This is a genomic window from Promicromonospora sp. Populi (genome assembly GCF_041081105.1).
Taxonomy (GTDB): Bacteria; Actinomycetota; Actinomycetes; order Actinomycetales; family Cellulomonadaceae; genus Promicromonospora.
In genome coordinates this window covers 4,230,420-4,248,079 of sequence record NZ_CP163528.1, presented here as the reverse complement: position 1 = coordinate 4,248,079, position 17,660 = coordinate 4,230,420, and the positions used below count along the sequence as shown (strand labels likewise).

Below are 17,660 nucleotides of genomic sequence, written 5' to 3'. Positions count from 1 at the left end.
TTTGAGCGAGCATGATCATGCTTTCTGCGCAATGATCCGTCGGTGGAAAAGGAGTACGCGCTGACAGGTGACTTAGTTCTGCACGCATGGGTGGACGAGTCGATGCAGATGCCGAGCCGGGACCGTGACGGGCTCTATCTGCTCGCGGCGGCGGTAGCCAGTCCAACAGCATGCGACCCGATGCGAGACAACCTGCGCGGCCTGCTCCTCAAGGGAACGCGCCGGCTCCACTGGCGAGACGAGTCGGCGCCACGGCGTGCCAAGATCGCGTCTGCCATCGCGGAGCACGATCTGGTGCACGTCGTCGTTGTTGGCGCGCCCATCGACGCGAAGAAACAAGAACGTGCCCGCCGCCTCTGCCTGGAACGCCTCGTGTTCGAGCTGGGCATGCTGGACGTCTCCAGGGTCTGGCTCGAGTCCCGAACCCAGTCCCTGAACACTCGCGACAGGAGGATGTTCGCAGCGCTGCACGCCAAGCAAGCGATGCCCGCTGCGCTCCACATCGACTTCGCGCTTCCCACGGACGAGCCGATGCTCTGGGTGGCGGATGCAGTCGCCGGCGCGGTCGGACAGGCGCGGCGGGGCTCCAACCTCGATATACGCGACTCCCTGGGTCCGGGAATCGACGAGATCGAGATCCAGCTCTGAACACGCGAAAGCCGGGATCCCGTCGTCCGGCGGGAGTTCCCGGCTTCACTTCCTCTCCCCCCGCAGGGGGTGGCAACACCAAGATTACCTCGCCGACGGCGCCTGAGCCACAGCGCCCGGCACAGTTCGCGTCCGTTACCGTGGGCGCGTGCATCTCGCCCGGCTGGTCTGGAGTCCGCGACTCCTCGAGTACGACTTCGGCCCCGGGCACCCCATGGCCCCGGCCCGCCTCGACCTGACGATGCGGCTCGTCGAGGCGTTCGGCCTGCTGGACCAGCCCACGCTCGAGGTGGTGGAGGCCGAGCCCGCGACAGACTCCGTCATCGAGACGGTGCACGACGCCGACTACGTGGCCGCCGTCCGGCACGCCGGGACCACGCTGGAGCCCAATCTCCTGCGGGGCCTCGGCACCGACGACGACCCCCTGTTCGTCGGGATGCACGAGGCCGCGGCCCGCCAGCTCGGCGGGTCCGTGGAGCTGGCCGACGCGCTCTGGACCGGCGAGATCGCGCACGGCGTGAACGTCGCCGGGGGCATGCACCACGCGATGCCGGGCGCTGCTTCGGGCTTCTGCGTCTACAACGACGCCGCCGCGGCCATCCGGCGCCTGCTGGACCTGGGCGCGGAGCGTGTCGCTTACCTCGACTTCGACGCCCATCACGGCGACGGCGTGGAGGCGATCTTCTGGGACGACCCGCGCGTGCTGACCGTCTCGATCCACGAGGACGGCCGCACCCTGTTCCCCGGCACGGGCGCCTCGGCCGACGTCGGCAGCCCGGGCCCCGCAGAGGGCACCGCCGTCAATATCCCCGTCCCGGCCCGCACCTCGGGCCCGGACTGGCTGCGGGCGATCGACGCCGTCGTGCCAGCGCTGATCCGGGAGCACCGCCCGCAGGCGATCGTCTCCCAGCACGGCTGCGACGCGCACGGGCGGGACCCGCTCTCGAACCTGAACGTCTCGGTGGACGCGCAGTGGACCGCCCAGCAGTGGGCGCACGCGCTCGCGCACGAGCACGCCGACGGCCGCTGGCTCGCCCTGGGCGGCGGCGGTTACGCGGTGACCGACGTCGTGCCGCTCGTCTGGACGGCGCTCGTCGCCGAAGCCGCACACACGCCGCTGGCGCGCGGGGCCGAGCTGCCCGCCGCGTGGCGCGCCGTCGTCGAGGGCCTGGGCCTGGAGGCCGCGCGCACGCTCGGCTCCGCGGAGGTGCCGTTCCGCCGCTGGCGCGACGGCTACGACCCTGCCGACGCCGTGGACCGCGCAGTCCAGGCGACCCGTCGCGCGACCTTTCCCCTCTGGGGCCTGGACCCCCTCCTGGACTGACCCGTTGCTTGTGGGCGTGATCGTTGCGCCTAAAGCGGGCGGGTAGTCGCAACGATCACGCCCACAGCAAATGGTCGGGTTTGTGTTCGTTTGGGGTTCAGGTTCGCGTCACTTGGGTGCGGGAGCCTCTGCGCATGCGACGTCGCTTCGTCGGCCTGTCGGCCGCCCTGCTGGTCCTGCCCCTGCTCGCACCTGCCGCGGCCGCTAGCGGCGGGTCCGGGCGACCGGGGTCCGGCCCCGCGACCGTCACCACCTCGGTGGAGACGGCCCCGCTGTACGACGACGAGGCCGGCGGCAACGCGTCCGGCGACGACCCCGCCATCTGGGTGCACCCCGATGACTCGGAGCGCTCGATCGTCGTCGCGACGGCCAAGGAGGGGGGCCTGCGGGTCTATGACGTGGCCGCGACCGAGCTGCAGTCGGTCCCGGCCACGCCGGCCCCGCGCGCGGACGGCGTCTCCGGCCGGTACAACAACGTGGACATCGCCTACGGCCTGGACGTGGACGGCACGCCGACGGACGTCGCCGTCGTCTCGGACCGGTACAACGACCAGATCCGCTTCTTCGCGATCGACCCCGCAGGGGCCGACGCCGCAACGCCGCTGGCCGAGGTCACCGCGCCCGAGCTGGAGTTCCTGTTCAGCCCGGACCGGGAGACGGTCGCCGAGGACCAGACCGCGTACGGCCTGGCCGTCTACCAGCCCCGCCGCGGCGAGACGTATGCGGTGGTGACCCAGGAGGGGAGCACCACTATCGCCACGGCCCGCATCACCACCGGCCCGGGTGGCGTGGGCTACACCGACGTCGAGCACCTGACGATGCCCGGCGAGTTCCGCCTGCCCGACGGCACCACCTGGGTGCCGTGCGAGGAGCCCGGGGTGGGGCCGCAGCTGGAGGGCGTCGCCGTGGACCGCCACACCGGCACGCTGTACGCCACGCAGGAGGACGTCGGCCTGTGGCGGGTGCCGCTGCCGCTGGGCTCGGGCAAGCCGCGCCTGGTCGACAAGGTCACGGACTTCGGCGTGCACGACGCCTACGACCCCGAGACCGAGGAATGCGCCCCCGTGGACCCGGAAGCGCCGTCGTACGGGGGCAAGAACCTGACCGCCGACGCCGAGGGTGTGGACATCTGGTACGGCCGCGGCGGCACGGGCTACGTGATCGTGTCCAGCCAGGGCGACGACACCTACGGCGTCTACGCCCTGACCGGCAAGAACCGCTCGCTCGGCACGTTCCGGGTCGCGGGCGACGGCGTGGACGACGTCAACGGCTCGGACGGGCTGGCGGTCTCCAACGCGCCAGTGGGCGAGTACCGGTCCGGCCTGCTGGTGACGCACGACGAGCCCGAGACCGGCCCGGACACGGACCCGGAGCGCGACGCGACGGGCTTCTCGTACGTGCACTGGGGCGACGTCGCACGGGCCCTGCGCCTGCACTGACCTCTTCTACGGGGCCGGGAGCGGGCCGGTGAGGTAGTGCTGGATGGTCGGCCCCACGAGCCGCGCCACCTGGTCCGGCGCGAGCGAGGCCAACGGGTCCAGCGGGATCAGGTACCGGGTCAGCAGCACCCCCGAAAGCTGCGAGGCCACCAGCGCGGTGCGCAGCGGGGCGTCGGGCGCGTCGATGGCGCGCATGACCGGCGCCATGATGGCCGCACCGATGAACTGGGGCAGCAGGCTGCGCAGCCCGGCATCGGACATGATCGCCGGGATGACCACGCGGACGGTGTCACCGCCGTCGAAGTCCCACATGCCGACCACCGCCTCCAGGAGGCGCTCCCCGAGGGTCTCGACCGGACCGGCCGTGACCCGCTCCACCACCTTGTCCGGCTCGATCCCCGAGACGCCGAGCGCCGCGGTCAGCAGCCGCGGCTTGTCCGGGAACCAGTGCCGCACCGTGCCCGGGTCCACCCCGGCCCGGCGGGCGACCGACCGCAGGGAGGACGCCTCGTACCCGCGGTCGACGAACTCCTCGAGCGCGGCGGCGAGGATGTCGGCGCGGGCGTCCTGACCGGCGGGACGCCGGCCGCGGCGGCTTGAAGCGTTGACGGGCACGATCTTGTCAGGCATGCCAACCATTCTCCCTGCCCGACAACCCGTAGCCCCTACTGCAGTCGCCCGGGCACCGGTCCACATGGACCGACCGCCAATATCGGCATTTTGCACCAACCGTGAAGTATCGTGGTCTTCAAGTATATTGGCCCGTATGCCCGCTTTAACCATATGATCCCGATGTGAGGGCACATCCGTCCTCACCAGAGGAGCAGGAGGGCAAGCATGCGACGACTGAGAACCGTCAGTCTCGTGGTCATGGTCGTGACCGCACTACTCGGCGCCACCATCACATCAGCTCAGGCCACAACGACGGCATGGACGGACAACTCGACGTCCGCTACGACATCCACAGCCACGGCGGCAGACAAGCCCGCACCCGCTCGGGCGCCGTCAGAGTGGATCAGCAAAACTCACTACTATTCCAAGACGACCAATTACGAAGCGCTGAACCGATGCGTCGTCGTCAAAGAATTCGGCAACATCACCTATCAGACCGATAGCCTATATGACTACCGACAACACGCAAATTATGCGCTGGATCGCAAGGCCTGGACTGCTCTCTCCGACGACAGTCGTCCAGTTCTACGACCACTGCGGAACCGGCAGAGTACTCCAGCCGCTACCGTCGGCACGTGTCGAGCTGACGACGGCATGGACGGACAACACCCAATATGGGGAGGCGTGCGGTGACTGCCTGAGCGTCAGCTTCCCGTGGGGGATCAGCTACACCCCGACACTCCCAAACGTGAACAAGCTATGGGCGTACCGCAACTACACAACGAACACAGTTACGACCGATCAGTTCACGATCACGTCGACAGGCACCATGGCTACATGGTCGATTGGGAAATTCACGGAGACGCCAGTACTTAATCAGCCGATCTACCCGACGATCACGATGACCAATGAACTCACTAAGTTGATAATCCACTCCGGCGACCGCTCTCATTCCTTCGCCCCGGACGCGCTGCCGAAGAAGTCGGTCACCATCTCGTGACAGGTTCGCCGACGGGCACCGTGCGTGTTGCCCGTCGGCGAACTCATCTCTGAACACTCAGCGGGCGGCGGCGGCCCGCTTCTTGTTCCAGACGTCGAACGCCACGGCCAGCAGCAGCACGATGCCCTTGACAATCTGCTGCGTCGACTGGTCGATGCCCATTAGCGACATTCCATTGGACATGACGGCCATGATCAGGCCACCGACCATCGCGCCGGTCACGGTGCCGATACCGCCGGTCACCGCGGCACCACCGATGAAGCACGCCGCGATCGCGTCGAGCTCAAACATGTTGCCCGCCGCTGGCTGAGCCGTATCCGACCGGGCCGAGAACACGATTCCGGCCACTGCAGCCAGGAAGCCCATGTTCACGAACATCCAGAAGTTCACGCGCTTAACACGCACACCAGACAACTGTGCCGCGGCGAGGTTGCCGCCGATGGCGTAGACGTGGCGACCGAACACGCTGTGCTTGGTGACCAGCGTATACGCCAAAACCAGCACGGCCAGGACAATCAGCACCGCGGGCAAGCCGCGGTATGTGGCGAGGTTGTACGCGAACCACATAACGACGGCCGCGACGACCACGAGCTTCAGCACGAACAGCACCGGCGCTTCGACGGTCTGCTTGTACTCGATACGCGCGCGGCGGTTGCGCCACGAGTTGTACGCGAAGCCCAGTACACCGATCGCGAAGATAACGAGTGTGAACGTGTCGTACCCGTAGCCGCCGAGCAGCGCGGGGACAAAGCCGGTGGCGATCGAGTTGTACTCCGCCGGGAACGGCGAGAGCGAGACGTTGTTGAGCACATCGAGGGTGAGGCCGCGGAACAGCAGCATGCCAGCCAGCGTCACGATGAATGCCGGGATCCCGACGTACGCCACCCAGAACCCTTGCCAGGCACCGACCAGCAGACCGGTACCCAGCGCGGCGAGCACTCCGACCCACCAGGGCAGGCCGTTCCGGATCACGACGACGGCGGCTACCGCACCAGTCAGTGCTACCACCGACCCTACCGACAGGTCGATGTGCCCGCCGATGATGATGATGACCATGCCGATGGCGAGGATGAGGATGTATGAGAACTGAAGAACGAGAGTCGTCAGGTTCCGGTCACTGAGCAGCCTGCCATCCGTCAGCACGGTGAACAGCGCGATGATCAGCACGAACGCGATGTAGATGCCGCTGGTGCGGATATTGCGCGTGAACAGCTCTCTGAGATTCGCGATGCCGGTCATGCCTTCGTCTCCTGCTTGGTCTCCTGCGTCATGAGAGCCATGAGTCCTTCCTGGGTGGCTGAGGCCACGTCGGCCTCGCCAGTGATGCGGCCGAAGGCCAGGGTGTAGATGCGGTCGCAGATCCCGAGGAGCTCGGGGAGCTCCGAGGAGATGACCAGCACGGCCTTCCCCGCCGCGACCAGCTCGTTGATGATGGTGTAGATCTCGTACTTGGCGCCGACGTCGATGCCCCGCGTGGGTTCGTCGAGGATCAGCACCTCAGGTGCGGTGTACAGCCACTTGGACAGCACCACCTTCTGCTGGTTACCGCCCGAGAGCTTGCCGACCTCCACCAGCACGTTGGGCGTGCGGATGTTCATGGACTCGCGGTACTCCTCGGCGACCTTGAGCTCCTCGTTCTCGTCCACGAAGCCGTACTTCGACAGCTTGCCGAGGCCGGCCGCCGAGATGTTGCGCTTCACGTCCTCGATGAGGTTGAGCCCGTACTGCTTGCGGTCCTCCGACACGTACGCGATGCCGGCCTGGATCGCGTCCGGCACGTTCTGGACGGCGATCTCCTTGCCGTGCAGATAAGCCTTCCCGGAGATGTCCCGGCCGTAGGAGCGGCCGAAGAGCGACATCGCGAGCTCGGTACGCCCGGCGCCCATGAGGCCGGCGATGCCGACCACCTCGCCGGCCCGCACGGTCAGGTTCGCACCGTCGACGACTATGCGCCCGGGCTGGGTCGGGTGGTACACGGTCCAGTCCTCGATCCGCAGCACCTCTTCACCGGGGTGCGACTCGCGGTCGGGGTAGCGGTTGTCGAGGTCTCGACCCACCATGCCGCGGATGATGCGGTTCTGGATCGCCTCGGACGACGCGCCGGCGCCGGCGATGTCGAAGGTCTCGATCGACCGGCCGTCGCGGATGATCGTCGTGCGGTCGGCGATCTCGGCGATCTCGGCGAGCTTGTGAGAGATCATGATCGACGTGATGCCCTGTTCCTTGAACTGACGGAGCAGGTCGAGCAGGTGCTCGGAGTCGTTGTCGTTAAGTGCCGCCGTCGGCTCGTCGAGGATGAGCAGCCGCACGTCCTTCGAGATCGCCTTGGCGATCTCGACAAGCTGCTGCTTACCGACGCCGAGCGCGGAGATGGGCGTGGTCGGCGACTCGCTGAGCCCCACCCGCTCCAGCAGCACTGCTGCCTCGGCGTTGGTCCGGTTCCAGTCGATGGCGCCGACTCCACGGCGGCGCTCGTTCCCGAGAAAGATGTTCTCGGCGATCGACAGGTAGGGGACGAGCGCGAGCTCCTGGTGGATGATCACCACGCCCCGCGCCTCGGAGTCGTTGATGTTGCCGAACTCGGCGGCCTCGCCGTCGAGCACGATGTCGCCCTCATAGGTGCCGTACGGGTACACACCTGAGAGCACCTTCATCAGGGTGGACTTGCCAGCCCCGTTCTCGCCGCAGATCCCGTGGATCTCGCCCCGGCGGACGGTGAGGCTGACGTCCTGGAGTGCCTTGACCCCAGGGAATGTCTTGGTGATGCCGCGCATCTCGAGGATGTCGGTCGGCGCCGAATCGGCCATGCCAGTCCTTGTCGCGTACTTGTCGCCAGTGGTGGTGTTACGGATGCCCGACGCCGACGCCGAGCACGCTCCCTGCAGTGCCGTGCCAGACCGTCAGGCCACGGAAGGTGACCTGACGGTCTGACACGAGGGTGCGACAGTGTCGAGCCGGTGTCGCGAGGAGGTCAGGCCTACTCGTCGACCTGACCGGAGGCGACCTCTTCCTCGGTGAGGTAACCCGAGTCGATCAGCTCTGCATCGAGGTTGTCAGCGGTGACGATCACCGTGGGGAGCAGGAACGACGGCACGACCTGGACGCCGTTGTCGTACGTCTCCGTGTCGTTCGCCTCGGGCTCGTTGCCCTCGAGGAACGCCGTCGCCGCGGTGACGGCCTGGTCGGCCAGCAGACGCGTGTCCTTGAAGATCGTCGAGTACTGCACACCTTCGCGGATCAGCCTGGCTGACGCCGCCTCGGCGTCCTGACCGGTGACGATCGGGATGGTGAGGTCGCCCTCGCCGTAGCCCGAGTTCTGCAGGGCGGTGATGACGCCGCGCGACAGCACGTCGGCGGGCGCGAGCACACCGTTGACGACGGCGTCGCCATCGCTGTACGTGGAGGTCAGGAGGTCCTCCATGCGGGTCTGCGCGCCCTCCTGCTCCCAGCGCTGGATGGCGACGGTGCCGAACTCGGTCTGGCCCGAGGGCACGACCACGGTGCCGTCGTCGATGAAGGGCTGGAGCACCGACATCGCGCCCTCGAAGAAGAACCCGGCGTTGTTGTCGTCCGGCGAACCGGCGAAGAGCTCGATGTTGAACGGGCCCGCGTCGGCGATCGGCTCGCCGCTCTCGTCCAGCACGCCCAGACCGGTCAGCAGCGAGGTGCCCTGCTGCACGCCGACCTCGTAGTTGTCGAACGTAACGTAGAAGTCGACGTTCTCCGAGTCGCGGATCAGGCGGTCGTACGAGATCACCGGGATGTTCGAGGCAGCGGCGGCCTCGAGCTGGCTGCCCAGCGCGGTGCCGTCGATCGAGGCGATGATGAGCGCCTCGGCACCGCTGTTGATCATCGCGTCGATCTGCTGCTGCTGGGTCGGGATGTCGTCACCCGCGAACTGCAGGTCGACCTCGTAGCCAGCCGCCTCGAGGCCGCTCTCCACGGCGTCGCCGTCGGCGACCCAGCGCTCGTAGGTCTCGGTCGGCATCGCGACACCGACGAGACCGCCGGCCTCGCCGTCCCCGGCTCCGTCATCGGTACCGCCACCGGCGCCGCTTCCGCCACATGCGGCGAGCGACACGGCCACAGCGCCCGTTGCCAGCGCGGCCAGACCGCGCTTGGCCCACAGCTTCCTTGCCATGACATCTCCTCTTCGAGTTTGCCCGGGCAACGTCTCTGCGACCCGGCCGACTTCAAAATGTGAACACAACAGATTGTGAACGCTCACACAGGCGTTGGTCAAAACCGCGCCGGGGTGAACTCCGCCACGATCGATCGGCGACGCTACCACCGTAGTGGTGGTCGAGGAAAAGTAAGGAGTGCTTCTCGGATGGTTACGGCATCGAGACCGTCAACCTGCTGAGAACCTGGTCAAGGAATCCCGAGACCCGCCTCCACATCGTGAAGCCAAGGGGTCCGGCAGGCACATCGGGAACGCGCACGCCATCCTCACGCCGATGGCGCAGGTCAGCTCTCACCCTCGAAGCCGAAGCCGCCGTCCGCCTCGGCCGCGCGCCAGAAGTCGCGCAGCATCTCCTCCGGGGTGTGCAGGTTGTGCCGGCTCGCCACCGGCTCCTCGTCGCCCGAGATCGCCTTGACCTCGTCGTGGATGCGTTCCATCGAGGTGTCGAGCGACCAGGCGACGTCCGCGGCGAGCTTGAGCGAGTCGGTGAGGTGCCGGGGCACGTCGCCGTCGTACTTGTAGTAGATCTTGTGCTCCAGGCTGGCCCAGAAGTCCATGGCGATGGTGCGCAGCTGGATCTCGACGACCACGTTCTCGACCCGGTCGGACAGGAACACGGGGATCTGCACGATGAGGTGCAGCGACTTGTACCCGGTCGCCTTCGGGTGCTTGATGTAGTCCCGCTCCTCCAGCAGCGTCATGTCCGACTGCTTCAGGATCATGTCGCGCACGAGGTAGATGTCGTTGACGAAGCTGCAGGTGATCCGCACCCCGGCGATGTCGAACATCTGCGCCCGGACGCTCTCCGGCGTCAGCGGGATGCCCTTGCGCCGGCACTTGGCGACTATCGACTCGAACGACTTGAGCCGTGACCCCACGTGCTCCACGGGGTTGTAGTTCTGCATGTGCCGGAACTCGTCGCGCAGGATCGAGACCTTGGTCATGACCTCGTCGATGCCGAACTTGTAGGTCAGCACCAGCCGACGCAGGTCGGCCACCAGTTGTCGAAGCTCAGCAGGATCGGGTATGCGGTGTTCCCGGACGTCATCGGGCAACTTGCTCACGGGACCACCGTACGGGTTGACGGTGGTCCCGTGGGGGCAAACGGCTAACTGTTCTCCGACAGGCGGAGGAACGTGATCGAGTGGGCCGGGAAGTCGTACGTGAACCCCGAGCCGCCGTCCGACGGTGCCACGTCGAGCGTCGTCGCACCCTCGACCGGCACCACCCGCTCGGGCTGGGTCTTGGTGTTCGTGGCCGACGGCGCCCCGCTCATCTCGATGACGTCGGCCCCCGGGGCCACCGTGTACCCGTCGACCGAGACCGCCGTGCGGGCAACGGACTCGTACGGGTTGACGACCTTGAGCACCAGCTCACCCGTCTCCTCGTCCCGGGTGACCACCTGGTACAGCGACTCGGTGGTCGGCTCGGTGTAGGTCATCTGCAGCTCGCCGTCGAGGTAGAGCTTGATGGTGCGTCCGGAGACCACCACCTTCACGTGGTAGTCCCGGCCCGTCTCCAGCGAGTGCCCCTCCACTGCCGCGACCTCGCCCGCGCCGCCGCCGTCGGCCCGCTGCAGCGCCTGCCGGGTGTTGTTCCACCCGCCGAGGTTCCACCAGTAGAAGCCGTCCCGGCCGCCCGCGGCGAAGCCGACGAGGAACGCCTCGCTGCCGCCCAGCTTCCGCGCGTCGAGCTCCAGGGTGTAGTTGTCCCAGTCCTTCGTGTACGAGTCGGTGATGATCGAGCGGGCATCGGTGACGTTCCCGGCCGACTGCACGTACTCGCCGTCGGACACGGCCCACGTGCCGGACTGCGGGGCCCACTGCGACCCGTCCTCGAACGCGTCGGAGAAGAGCACCTCGCCGGACTCGTTGTCGGTGACCACCACGTCGTCGTAAGCGGCCTGGGTGTTCCAGGTCGACAGGAAGACGCCGCCCGAGATGTCCGCAGGGGTCTCCTCCGGGCCGTCGTGCGTGGACGGGACCACCTGGTCGCCGGTGTTCGTCATGAACATCTGCTGCGTGTAGTACGACGTCGAGCCCCACGACTCGTCGTTGTCGAACCACATCAGGTCCGGGGACCACTGGACGTGGTCCTCGTTGGCGAACATCGGCGCGTACGAGGCAAGCTCCACCAGGTCGGCGTTGCGCTCGATCCCGGTCATGTACGCGGCCTCGGACAGCGAGTTGGCCCAGGTGTTGCCCCGCGAGGCGTACTCGCCGAGGAACACGTGCGGGCCCTCGCGGTCGTAGGAGTCGTAGCGCTCGGTGTTGCTGAGGAACCACGACGGGTCGTTGTAGTAGTGCTCGTCGACCATCGCGACGCCCTGCTCGCGGTTGAAGTCCCACAGCTCGTCGAACCGGGCGCCGGTGTCGTCCGGGCCAGAGTTCGAGATCACGGTGACCTCGGGGTGGGCCGCCTCGACAGCGTCCCGGAACCGCGGGAAGTTCGCCTGGAAGGTGTCGGTGTTCTCCTCGTTGCCCAGCCCGATGTACTTCAGGCTGAACGGGTCGGGGTGCCCCAGCGCTGCGCGCTTGGCGCCCCACTCCGTGTCCACCGACCCGTTGGCGAACTCGATGAGGTCGACGGTGTCCTGCACCCAGCGGTCGATGCGGACGTCGTCCGTCATCTCGGGGATGTTGCTGCCGCAGCCGTTGGCGCCCACGGACAGCACGGGCAGCGGCGTCGCCCCCAGGTCCTCGGCGAACTGGAAGTACTCGAGGTAGCCCAGGCCGTAGGTCTGGTTGTAGCCCCAGAAGTTCCAGTTGGTCGGGCGCTTCTCGACCGGCCCGATGGTCTCCTTCCACTGGTACGTCCGACGGCGGTCCGCGCCGTCCGACTCCAGGTACGTGTCGAAGGTGCCGACGTTGGTGACGCAGCCGCCGGGGAAGCGCAGGAACGACGGCTCCAGGTCGGCCACCTTCTGCGCGAGGTCCTTGCGCAGCACCGAGCGGCCGTTGACCGGACCCTCCCACGTGTCGCGCGGGAACAGGGAGACCATGTCGAGCCGCAGCGTGCCGGCCGCGCCGCCCGTCACCACGAGCCGGGCGCCGTCGACGGTCGCGTTCGCGGTGAGCTTGGCCGTGTGCTTCTTCCAGCGGTCGGTGCCGTTGACGTTGACACTGGTCGACGCGTACGTCGTCGCGCCGTCCGGGGACTCGAGGCGCACGGTGAGGCGCTGCTTGCGCTCGGCACGCGCGAACACCGAGAAGTCGTACTTCTCGCCCTTCTCGACAGCGAAGCCCGCGTTGTAGCTCGCGTTGCGCACGCCGACGCCGGGACCGTCGGCCTCGACGGTCAGGTAGGCCCGGTTCGCGTCGTCGAGCCACTCTCCCCGCTCGGACTGCACCTGGGCGGTGCCGGTGGCCCCACGGCGCTCCACCACGTCCCACCCCGTCATGCCGGTGAAGTTCCGGTTGTCCGTGGCCGCGAACTCGAAGGACCGGTTGCGCACCAGCTCGGCGTACAGGCCGCCGTCGGCCGCGTAGTTGATGTCCTCGTAGAAGACGCCGTACAGGTCGTCGCTCATCTCGGTACCCGCGGCCACGGCGTCGACGTCGAGCGTGTGCTCCTGGACCGGGGCCTCGGCCGGCGGGTACGCCACCAGCAGTGCCGCCCGCTCCTCGGCGGTGATCGGCAGGACCGTCCCGTGCCGGGGGCTGGCCGGCAGGATCGCGTCGAGGTTGGCCGCCCACTCGCCGCTGCTCAGGTCGTCGGACTCGAAGAGCATGTAGCCCTGGCCACCGTGATAGCTCGGCTGGTCCTGGAGCAGGAACCAGCGGTCGTCGGTGAGCGACGGGAACAGCGTGGGCCCCTCACCCCCGGTGAAGGTGCCGCCCCACGGGTTCGGCTGACCGAACCCGACGCGCTCGGAGATGAGGTCCCAGCCGTCGCCGTCGGACACGCCCTGCGTGCGGCGCAGGTCGGTGGACGACTCCTGCCGCATCCCCATGTACGACTCGTCCTTGGTGAGGCGGTAGTAGACGCCGTCCTCCTCCTGGACCGTCGAGTCGATCATGCCGAGACCGTCGCCCTGCGGCTCGTCGATCCACGGCTGCGGCTCCGAGAACGTCTCGAAGTCGGTGGTGGTCGCGTACAGCATGCGCTGGTAGGAGTCCCGGATGTCGCGCTCGGCGGGCGGGACGTCGGCCGGGTACAGGGCGGAGGCCCAATAGACGACGAACTCCCCGGCTGCCTCGTCCCAGTACGCCTCGGGCGCCCACAGGTTGCCCGCGTTCTCGGGGGCGAGCTCGATCTCGCGCTGCTCACCCCAGCTCACCAGGTCGGTGGACTCCCAGACCATGATCGAGCGGCTGCCCGTCTCCTGCGCGTCGCCGAAGTTGCCGCCGCCGTAGATCTGCAGGTCCGTCGCGAGCAGGTAGTACGTGCCGTCCCCGCCGCGGATCAGGAACGGGTCGCGCAGACCCTCGGTACCGAGGGTGGACGTGAGGACCGGGTCGCCGCCGTTCAGCGTGGTCCACTCCAGGGGGTCCGGGCCGTTCGAGACGGCGAACGAGATGGTCTCGCCGTCCGCCGTCGACTCCCCCGTGAAGTAGGGGAAGAAGTAGGCGGCGTCGCCGGCTTCGGGCGGCTCGGCCGCGGAGGCGACCGGGTCGGCGTCGGGCGCCACGACCAGCCCGGCCAGGCCCACCGCGAGCACCGCGCCCATCGCGAGCGCACCTCTTTTGTATCGTTGCAAAGACATGTCTGTCGATCCCTTCGTCACGTCGCTGTGGAGTGGGTCGCTGGTAAGGCCGGCAGTACTGCGCCCCGGACTCGGCGTACCTGGTACGCCGAGTCCGGGGCGGGGTACCGGTTACGTCCTGCGGAGGGACAGCACCCGCTGGAGGGCCACGAAGATGAGCAGCAGCACGCCGATCACGATCTTGGTCCACCAGGAGCTGAGGGTGCCCTCGAACGTGATGATGGTCTGGATCAAGCCGAGCACCAGCACGCCAAGCACGGAGCCGAGCACTAACCCGGTGCCGCCCGTGAGCAGCGTGCCGCCGATGACGACCGCCGCGATGGCGTCGAGCTCCATGGCGACGCCGGTCAGCGAGTAGCCGGACCGGGAGTACATCGCGAACAGCAGGCCGCCGAGCCCCGCGCAGGTGCCGCTCACCACGTAGGCGAGCACCTTGGTGCGGGCCACGGGCAGGCCCATGAGCAGGGCGGACTGCTCGCTGCCGCCGATCGCGTACACCGTGCGGCCGAACCGCGTGAAGTGCAGCACCAGGAACCCGAGGCCCACCACGATCAGCCCGATGAGCACGCTGGAGGTCATGCGCCACTCGCCGAAGATCTGGACCCAGCCGGCGAGCGCCACGAACGCCGGGTCGTCGATGGCTATGGACTCCGGCGCGATGAGGAAGCACAGCCCGCGTGCGAAGAACATGCCCGCGAGGGTCGCCACGAACGGCTGCACCTGGAAGTAGTGCACCATCACGCCGTGGGCCAGGCCGATCACGGTCCCGGCGCCGACGGCGAGCGGGATGACCGCTGCCCCCGGCCAGCCGGCCTGGAACAGTGCGGCGGTGACCACCGTGGACAGCGCCAGGACGGACCCGACCGAGAGGTCGATGCCGCCGGTGAGGATCACGAACGTCATGCCCACCGCGAGCACTATGAGGTGCGCGTTGTTGATGAACAGGTTGGAGATCACGGCCGGCGTGAGGAAGTTCTCGTACCGGCTGCCACCCACGATCAGCATGAGCGCGAGCACCACGAACGTGCCGACCACCGGCAGGTAGCGCCGGTCCAGCCGGGTGGGGATCTTCAGCGCACGGCGCGGCGCGCGAGCGGGGGCCGATGTCGTCATCGGGCCTTCACCTCCGTCGAGTCGGGGCGCGCAGCGGGCTGCGGCTCGGGCGGCGTCGTTGCGACCGGGCGCCGGGTGGCGGCCATGAGCCGTTCCCGCATCCGCGGCGACTGCAGCAGCGTCACCGCGATGACGACGAGGGCCATGAACAGTGGCGTGACCAGCGGGGAGACCCCGAGCACGGTGACGGTCCGCTCCAGGGTCGCGATGACGAGGGCGCCCACCAGGGTGCCCGACAGGTTGAACTTGCCGCCAGAGAGCGCCGTCCCACCGATCACCACCGCGAGGATCGCGTCGAGCTCGATGAACACGCCTGCGTTGTTGGCATCGGCGGCCATGGTGTCGGCGCTGATCAGCAGCCCCGCCAGACCCGCGAACAGGCCCGACGCCGTGTACACGGTCCAGGTCAGCGTCTTGGACCGCACGCCGGACAGCCGGCTGGCGGACGGGTTGATGCCCGTCGCCTCCAGGAGCATGCCGAGCGCTGTACGCCGCACCACGAACGCGACCACGGCGAACACGCCGAACGCGATGACGGCGGCCACGGGCAGGCCCAGCCAGAATCCCGAGCCGAGCGTCTTGAACGGCGCGCTGTTGATAGTGGTGATCATGCCGCCGGTGATGAGCATGGCGACGCCGCGGCCCGCCGTCATCAGGATGAGCGTGGCGATGATCGGCTGGATGCCGAGCACCGAGACCAGGAACCCGTTCCACACGCCCAGCACCAGGCACAGTGCCAGGGCGAGTCCGATGGCGGTGAGTACGGTGACGGGTGACTCGGGATTCGGCGACGACGCGATGTGCGACAGCGCCACCGCTCCCGAGACCGCGACCACTGCGCCGACCGAGAGGTCGATGCCGCGCGTCGCGATGACCAGCGTCATGCCGAGGGCGACCAGCAGCAGGGGCGCGGTGGTCCGCAGGATGTCGACCGGGGCGCCGAACAGGTGGCCGTCCCGGACCGTGATCGCGAGGAAGCTGGGCCGGGCGACCGTGTTGGCGACCAGCAGGGCGACCAGGGCGGTCACCGGCCAGAAGAGGTGGTGGCGAAGCAGGTTGCTCACGCTGCCCCACCCCCTGCGATGAGTTCGACCACCTGGTTCATCGTGGCTCCTGCTCCGTCGATCTCCGCAACCTTGCGGCGGTCCCGCAGCACGGCGATGCGCTGCGAGAGACGCAGCACCTCCTCGAGCTCCGCGGAGATGAAGACGACGGACATGCCGTCCGCGGCCAGGTCGGCCACGAGCTTCTGGATCTCCGCCTTGGCGCCGACGTCGATGCCGCGCGTCGGCTCGTCCAGGACGAGCAGCCGGGGCGACGTGGCGAGCCACCGCGCGAGCAGCACCTTCTGCTGGTTGCCGCCGGACAGGTTGCGCAGCAGCGCCTCTGGGTTGGCGGGTCGGATGCCGAGCCGCTGGATGTACGACGCGACCAGCTCGTCGACCTGCTTGCGGGGCAACGGCCGCATCCAGCCGCGCTCCGCCTGGAGGGCGAGCACTATGTTCTCCCGCACGGTCAGGCCGTCCACGACGCCCTCGCCCTTGCGATCCTCGGACGTGTACGCGATGCCGTGGCCCATGGCCGTGCGGGGAGTCCGCAGCCTGGTGACCTTCCCGGCCACGCGGGTCTGGCCGGCGTCGGCCCGGTCGGCGCCCGTGAGGAGGCGCGCCAGCTCCGTACGGCCCGAGCCGAGCAGCCCGGCGAGGCCCACAACTTCTCCCTCGTAGAGGTCGAGGTCGAAAGGCTGCACGGACCCCTTGCGACCCAGCCCGACCACCTGCAGCAGCGGGGCGGCACCGGCCGGCCGCTCGGCCCGCTCGACGACTTCCTCGACCTCCTCCAGCACGTCCATGGAACGGCCGATCATGTGCTGCACCAGCTCCGCGGCCGGCAGGTCCGCGGTGACGAACTCGCCCACGAGAGCGCCGTTGCGCAGCACGGTCATGCGGTCGGAGACCTCGTAGACCTGGTCCAGGAAGTGGCTCACGAACAGGATCGCCACGCCGTCGGCGCGCAGCGAGCGCATGACGGTGAACAGGCGCTCCACCTCGTCGGTATCAAGGCTGGAGGTGGGCTCGTCGAGGACCAGCACCTTGCAGTCGCTCACCGTGGCCCGGCAGATCGCGACGAGCTGCTGCACCGCCAGCGAGTGCGAGCCCAGCGACGACGCCGGGTCGATGGTCAGGCCCATCCGCTCCAGGTGCTTCGCCGCCTGCCGGCGCATCGCTGGCCAGTGCAGGGCGCCCAGCAGCCGCGGCTCGGCGCCGAGCATGATGTTCTCCGCGACCGTGAGGTTCTCGCAGAGATTAACCTCCTGGTACACGGTGCTGACGCCGTGGGCCCGGGCGTCGGCGGGGCCGGTGAACCTCCTTTCGACGCCGTCGACGCGGATCGTCCCCGCCGTCGGCGTATGGATCCCCGTGAGGGCCTTGATCAGGGTGGACTTGCCCGCGCCGTTCTCACCCATGAGCGCGTGGATCTCGCCGGGGCGCAGGCTGAAGTCGACCCCGTCGAGGGCCTTCACCGGGGGAAATTCGACGCTGATGCCGGTCATCTCGACGACGGCTGCTGTTGTCTGCTGGGTCATCCTCGACCTTCTTGCTCGGCCCTTGGCCGTGGGCGTGATCGTTGCGACT

The 17,660-nt window shown here is 68.2% G+C and carries 13 protein-coding genes; 4 read left to right on the top strand and 9 right to left on the bottom strand.

Features of this window, described 5'->3' with window-relative positions:
• Positions 1-42 precede the first annotated feature (42 nt).
• The 3 genes from AB1046_RS19230 to AB1046_RS19220 all read left to right on the top strand — a co-directional run bounded on the left by AB1046_RS19230 (position 43) and on the right by AB1046_RS19220 (position 3,411).
• Positions 43-648 (top strand): hypothetical protein, encoded by a 606-nt coding sequence (locus AB1046_RS19230; RefSeq protein ID WP_369370898.1) that lies wholly within the window; start codon positions 43-45, stop codon positions 646-648.
• A 148-nt stretch (positions 649-796) separates the two neighbouring features.
• Positions 797-1,972, top strand: coding sequence for an acetoin utilization protein AcuC (locus tag AB1046_RS19225; protein ID WP_369370897.1), 1,176 nt, complete (start codon positions 797-799; stop codon positions 1,970-1,972).
• Positions 1,973-2,106: 134 nt separating this feature from the next.
• Positions 2,107-3,411, top strand: a complete 1,305-nt coding sequence (locus AB1046_RS19220) for a phytase (RefSeq protein ID WP_369370896.1) — start codon at positions 2,107-2,109, stop codon at positions 3,409-3,411.
• A gap of 6 nt (positions 3,412-3,417) precedes the next feature.
• On the opposite strand, the gene AB1046_RS19215 is transcribed toward AB1046_RS19220, so the two are convergent.
• Positions 3,418-4,041, bottom strand: a complete 624-nt coding sequence (locus AB1046_RS19215) for a TetR/AcrR family transcriptional regulator (RefSeq protein WP_369370895.1) — start codon at positions 4,039-4,041, stop codon at positions 3,418-3,420.
• A gap of 490 nt (positions 4,042-4,531) precedes the next feature.
• Between AB1046_RS19215 and AB1046_RS19210 the strand changes: the two genes are divergently transcribed.
• Positions 4,532-5,023, top strand: a complete 492-nt coding sequence (locus AB1046_RS19210) for a hypothetical protein (protein ID WP_369370894.1) — start codon at positions 4,532-4,534, stop codon at positions 5,021-5,023.
• A 57-nt stretch (positions 5,024-5,080) separates the two neighbouring features.
• Here the strand turns inward: AB1046_RS19210 and mmsB are convergent, their stop codons facing one another.
• The 8 genes from mmsB to AB1046_RS19170 all read right to left on the bottom strand — a co-directional run bounded on the left by mmsB (position 5,081) and on the right by AB1046_RS19170 (position 17,611).
• Complete coding sequence (mmsB, locus tag AB1046_RS19205; protein WP_369370893.1) at positions 5,081-6,262, bottom strand: multiple monosaccharide ABC transporter permease; 1,182 nt, start codon at positions 6,260-6,262, stop codon at positions 5,081-5,083.
• Complete coding sequence (gene mmsA, locus AB1046_RS19200; RefSeq protein WP_369370892.1) at positions 6,259-7,830, bottom strand: multiple monosaccharide ABC transporter ATP-binding protein; 1,572 nt, start codon at positions 7,828-7,830, stop codon at positions 6,259-6,261. Before mmsA ends, mmsB begins: the two co-directional genes overlap by 4 nt.
• Before the next feature lie 170 nt (positions 7,831-8,000).
• Positions 8,001-9,164 carry a multiple monosaccharide ABC transporter substrate-binding protein gene (gene chvE, locus AB1046_RS19195; protein ID WP_369370891.1) on the bottom strand — a complete coding sequence of 388 codons (1,164 nt, stop codon included), beginning with the start codon at positions 9,162-9,164 and terminating at the stop codon, positions 8,001-8,003.
• Between the two features lie 326 nt (positions 9,165-9,490).
• Positions 9,491-10,270, bottom strand: a complete 780-nt coding sequence (locus AB1046_RS19190) for a GTP pyrophosphokinase family protein (RefSeq protein WP_369370890.1) — start codon at positions 10,268-10,270, stop codon at positions 9,491-9,493.
• Positions 10,271-10,314: 44 nt separating this feature from the next.
• Complete coding sequence (locus tag AB1046_RS19185) at positions 10,315-13,875, bottom strand: alpha-L-arabinofuranosidase C-terminal domain-containing protein (RefSeq protein ID WP_369370889.1); 3,561 nt, start codon at positions 13,873-13,875, stop codon at positions 10,315-10,317.
• Positions 13,876-14,022: 147 nt separating this feature from the next.
• On the bottom strand, positions 14,023-15,024 hold the full coding sequence (yjfF, locus tag AB1046_RS19180) for a galactofuranose ABC transporter, permease protein YjfF (RefSeq protein WP_369370888.1): 1,002 nt from the start codon (positions 15,022-15,024) through the stop codon (positions 14,023-14,025).
• Positions 15,021-16,088 (bottom strand): ABC transporter permease, encoded by a 1,068-nt coding sequence (locus AB1046_RS19175; RefSeq protein WP_369370887.1) that lies wholly within the window; start codon positions 16,086-16,088, stop codon positions 15,021-15,023. Before AB1046_RS19175 ends, yjfF begins: the two co-directional genes overlap by 4 nt.
• Positions 16,085-17,611: a sugar ABC transporter ATP-binding protein gene (locus AB1046_RS19170; RefSeq protein ID WP_369370886.1), complete on the bottom strand. Its 1,527-nt coding sequence runs from the start codon at positions 17,609-17,611 to the stop codon at positions 16,085-16,087. The genes AB1046_RS19175 and AB1046_RS19170 overlap by 4 nt, the downstream gene beginning before the upstream one ends.
• Positions 17,612-17,660 lie beyond the last annotated feature (49 nt).